5 protein-coding genes are annotated in these 4,525 nt (G+C 64.1%); 2 read left to right on the forward strand and 3 right to left on the reverse strand.

Going from position 1 to position 4,525, the window contains the following annotated elements; translation table 11 throughout:
* Window positions 1–507, forward strand: a 507-nt coding sequence (locus tag VFA16_RS10615; protein ID WP_324967768.1) for a hypothetical protein, incomplete at its 5' end; no start/stop codon positions are given.
* 620 nt (window positions 508–1,127) lie between these two features.
* Here the strand turns inward: VFA16_RS10615 and VFA16_RS10620 are convergent.
* Window positions 1,128–1,604: an IS3 family transposase gene (locus VFA16_RS10620; protein WP_414687690.1), complete on the reverse strand. Its 477-nt coding sequence runs from the start codon at window positions 1,602–1,604 to the stop codon at window positions 1,128–1,130.
* A complete protein-coding gene (locus tag VFA16_RS10625) occupies window positions 1,579–2,022 on the reverse strand; it encodes an IS3 family transposase (protein WP_324967770.1) in 444 nt (147 codons plus the stop codon). Before VFA16_RS10625 ends, VFA16_RS10620 begins: the two co-directional genes overlap by 26 nt.
* A 425-nt stretch (window positions 2,023–2,447) precedes the next feature.
* Between VFA16_RS10625 and VFA16_RS10630 the strand changes: the two genes are divergently transcribed.
* The gene (locus tag VFA16_RS10630; protein ID WP_324967771.1) at window positions 2,448–2,801 is read left to right on the forward strand and encodes a hypothetical protein; all 354 of its coding nucleotides are present in this window, start codon (window positions 2,448–2,450) and stop codon (window positions 2,799–2,801) included.
* A gap of 271 nt (window positions 2,802–3,072) precedes the next feature.
* On the opposite strand, the gene VFA16_RS10635 is transcribed toward VFA16_RS10630, so the two are convergent.
* On the reverse strand, window positions 3,073–4,525 hold a 1,453-nt coding region (locus VFA16_RS10635; RefSeq protein WP_324967772.1), incomplete at its 5' end, for a hypothetical protein.

The raw sequence follows: 4,525 nt of genomic DNA on the forward strand, positions 1-4,525 counted from the left end.
GAAAGCGATCACCGCGATCAGCGATCAACCGCGTTGATCGACACAACGATTCCGATCGTCGCCGGGGAGTTCTTCGTCTTCTTCGCCGAGGACGCCGCACAGCTGCCGAACGAGAACGTCGCTCGGGAACTGAAAGCAGCAGCATTCCGCTATCGCGACGAGACGCGCCGCGACCCGCAGTCCTTTCTCGACAACGCCATCGCCACCGGCGTGATCGGCAGTGCCGCCTGGGCCGCCACAGTCCGCGGGTTCGTGGCGATCCGCGCCTACTGGCAACGCCTCGGCACCAGCCACAAGCCCGCCGACGCGGCCGCAGTGCTCGAATTGGTCAGGCGAACCTGCGTGAGCACCCTCGGAAAGGTCCCCGACCGATTCGACCAGGTAGAGATCCACCAATCCGCCGACGGGAACTGGCGCGTCAAATTCGCCGTCGACGCCACAACCGTCACGGTACGCATCGATGAATACGGCCGACTCCTTCATTGGATGCAACACCGCGACCAGTAGCTCACGCCATTCCGCCCAGTGCGCGTCACCCTCGCCGCCTGCCCTATCGCAACCACGCCTCCCGCGACTCCGCCGGACGCTTTGGACCCGTCCACCATGAGACCGAGACCAACCCCCGTCGAACCCCCAGACACAGGACCGACTCCCAGCCGCGCCCACGGCAGGAGCGCCGAGAGCGCGTCAGAACGCTGCCGACCGAACCCTGTACGGCTCCAGACGCGATCTCGGAGAGTGCATAAAGGTATTGGTACGAGGTGCTTCGGGTGCTCACTAAGCCCGACGCTCACATCGCGCTCGTACAGCCAGCTACCGCATCTTGCTCGAGAGCGAGCTCGCGGCATGTTGAGCCCTAGCCCCGCCTATTCGCGTTCTCGGTGGTGAGTCTGGCTGCTGAGATGCGAAAGGTGCACGCTGCCTGCAAGGATGTGATTGTCTAGGTCATATCCAGCAGGGAACAGGGTGCACCTTCCGGGTGAAGGCTATCGGGTGGGATCGTGGGCTGAAAGTCGTGGCCGACGGGCGGGGTCTGGTCGGGCACGCCGGTGCGCTACTGCTGCGTGAGTGTGCTGATCGCACGGGTTGACCGGTGAAGTCGGCACGTTCGATCACCTCCGTTGACTCTATGCGGCGCTTGACATCCGCTGTTGCCAGGCGATTCGTACTTCGTGCGGTGTCTGGTAGCCGAGTGAGGAGTGCAGGCGCCGCTGGTTGTAAGTCTTGATCCAGTTCTCGATGTCTCGTCGTGCCGTAGCGCGGTCGGGCCAACTCTCGGTGCCGATCTCGGCCTTGATCGTTGCGAAGAACGACTCCGCGGCCGCGCCATCGAGGCAAGATCCGGTGCGGCCGGTGCTTTGCCGGATGCCGCACCGCCGCAGCGCATTCTGATACAGCTTCGCATGGTATTGACTTCCGCGATCCGTGTGCATGATCGCGTTACCTGCAACCAGCCCGGTTCCGTGCGCGGCGCTGATCGCATCTACCACTAGACCGGCGCGCATGTGCGGCGCGAGCGCGTATCCGATCACCTCTCTCCTGCAAAGATCCACAACGGTCGCAAGGTAGAGCCACCCCTCATGTCGCGAAGCAACTGATGTCACCGATCAACTTCAGGCCGGGCATCGGCGCCGTGAACTGCCGACAGATCAGATCCGGAACCATAACGGCGCCCGCATCTGGTCTGGTCAAGTTGCGGCGCCTGCGCCGAGTGACAGCGGCGATGCCGTTTTCCCGCATCAGCCGGGCCACGATGCGCCGACCCACCGGGATGCCGCGACGTTGCAGCTCACGGGTGATGCGAAGCACACCGTAGGCAGGATGCGTCGCGCGTACCTCGAAGATCAGCTCGGTCAGCCGCCGCTCATCGAGTTGTCGGTCACGGCGTTTCCGCAGACTGCGGACCCAGGCGCGGTAGTTGGCGCCGTCAGTCAGCAGGACCCGGCACAGCAGCTTGGCGCTGAACCGGTCACGCCGCTCGTGGATGAACGTGAAGCGCTCCCGCGCCGGCGCATGGTGCATCAACGGCTCGGCTGCTTCGCGCAGACTTCGTTCTCGCGGCGCAGGTTCCGGTTCTCGCGCCGGCTGCGGCGCAATTCCTCACGCGCCCGCGCGAGCGCAGCGACAAGATCATAACGGGTTGATCGACGAGGCATGTCTGCACGATTCCGCGACCGTGCGGACGCCAGAGATCACTTCATCGAATCGTGCCACAACGCCAATAAAAACGTGGCCGCTCCATCTCTGCTCTGCATCAACAGTTTTCGAAAGCAAAGGGAGGTGCCGGAACGTGCCGACTCCACACTTCGGGGTCGACGTTTTCGCACCTGCCCAAGCAGTGCGACCTTATCGCCGCAGCGACCGCAGCGAAGTACCTGCCCGGGGCAGCCTGCGATCCAAGTGTGCATCAGGCGTCCGGTAGCCGTAACGCGACGTGGAACTCGCCGATGTCGCTCACCGGCTACGTCTATTACACAGCCCATATTGACGTCCTACTTTCGCAGCCGAGCTTAAGCCAGCTTTTCTATGACAAGATGAAATCCGAAATCGCGACGTTGATGTCATGGGTTACGGTCCAGGACTCGCGTCCGGTCACAGGCCTCGGCAACGAGGCCTACATCGTGTTCGGCACCAGGTCGGAATCCTCCGAGGCGTACCTGCTGGTCATCGATGGCAACGCTGAGATCGACATCCAATACGAGGTTTCCTCGATCGGCAGGCAAGCTCAGGCAGCCTCGGAGAGTCAAAGCGAGGCGGCCGTGCTGGCGATGAGCCACGACGTCATCAGAAACCTCAGCTGACTGCGGCGGTTCTCCGGACACTGGCGCACCGGCGGTCTCTCCGTCGTCCTCGAACGCCGCCGACGAAAGCGACGGCTCGATTGCAGTCGAGAACTCGGTCCATATGGCGCACCAACCGAGGAAGACGCTCCCTCCCGCACGTGCCACGTGCGAATCGCCCGGCTTCAGCCTAATCAAGTTGATAATAAATCAAGGCGACACGTTCGGCCAGCGGTGAGACGCCACGTGTAGACGGTGATTGGGAGCGCTTCAAGCGCGGACAATCACGTCTTCACTTCTTCGCGCTTGTAACGGTGAGCGCCGCGCCGACAGGAGTCTGGCTGAGCAGCGTCCAATCACCGTTTTGGTCGACACCGTACGTGGTTGCCACCTCGATGTCGCCTTGCGCGGCTGTCAGCGTTACCCCTGTGGCGTCAGTTGTGATCGCTGCGGTAGCAGAGGCGGATGAGCTGATGTCGACCGCGGTGGGGCTCAGGACGTCGAATGCCGTACTCATCTGGCTGGCTCCTGTTCCGGGGTTGCCGAAGGTCTGACCGGAGACGACGAGAACTGATTGGCCACCAATCGTCGCGGGCTTGATCTGCAGGCGGGGCGTCGGGTGGACAACCCATTCCGGGGCGCCGTTGACACAGATCGCCGTCGAGTCGGTTCCGGCTCTCCACGAGAACGGGCCGCTGGTGGTGTACCCGTCGGATTGGGGCGCTGCGCACGCGTTCGCGTAGGAGGCGGCCTCGCTGGCTGACGGCGTTCTCGCGATCTGCGGGGTTGATAGATACAGCCCTTGCCGTCCGGCGTCGTAGAACGGCGCCAGGCCGCCGTCCGCGTCCATACACAGCTTGCGGTACGGGGCGACGCTCCCCACGTAGGCGTCCCATTCTTGCTGCGTGAGCTCCCGCCCCGCCACGGCGCACAGGTTCGCCGCCTTGTCCTGGGGCCGCAGCGCAGCGAGAACGCCGCGCACGTCGAGAAGGTCCGAGCCGGCGAGATAGGCGCCGTCCTTCGTTGTCGCGAAGGAGAACAGGGGCACTCCAGGGCCGCCGGTGCGAACGACGACGTCCTTGCTGAGATCGTATTCCTCTGTCGAGGAAATCACGCTCGAACGTTGGACAGCCAACATGACGATCTGGGTGCCGGGCAGTTGGTGCGCGTCGGTAACGACTCCCGCGTTCAGATCGACGGCGGCACCGACTCTGCCGTCGGTGCCGAGCCGGTAGGCCCGCCCGGCGTTGTCGACCAGCAGTGCGCCGCCGTCGCTGAGCGCCGCGATCTGGCCGATGCTGATCTTCAACGAAGTGACGTCCCAGGAGCGGCGCATGGAGCCGTCTGGATCGAGGAGAACGACCCTGTCGCTACGGGTCGCGTTCGCGGCCGGATCGGATTCCAACAGATAAATCCCGCCGACACCGGTCTCCAGGGCCACGGTGTGCGCGCCGGCTGGCGCTTGCCGCAAGAGCTCTGACCGTTCCTGGGTTCCTTGCGGGCCCATGCGGTAGAGCGTTCCGCTGAAGGTGTTCACCAGCAACGTGTCGGTCCCGGGCAGAAATCGCACGGCGAGGGGCGCGGCACGGGTGGCGAGTTGGTCGGCGAAGGGCGCGGCGACGGCAAGGGGCGTCCCCATACTCGCATCCCAGATCAGCAGCTGTCTGGGCTTCGGGGACGACGATCCGGAGCCGCGCACGGGAGCGACGATGGCGGCGAGGTAACGATCGTCGTCGCTCATCGCG

The sequence above is a fragment of the Mycobacterium sp. genome, from assembly GCF_035653355.1.
Taxonomy (GTDB): Bacteria; Actinomycetota; Actinomycetes; order Mycobacteriales; family Mycobacteriaceae; genus Mycobacterium.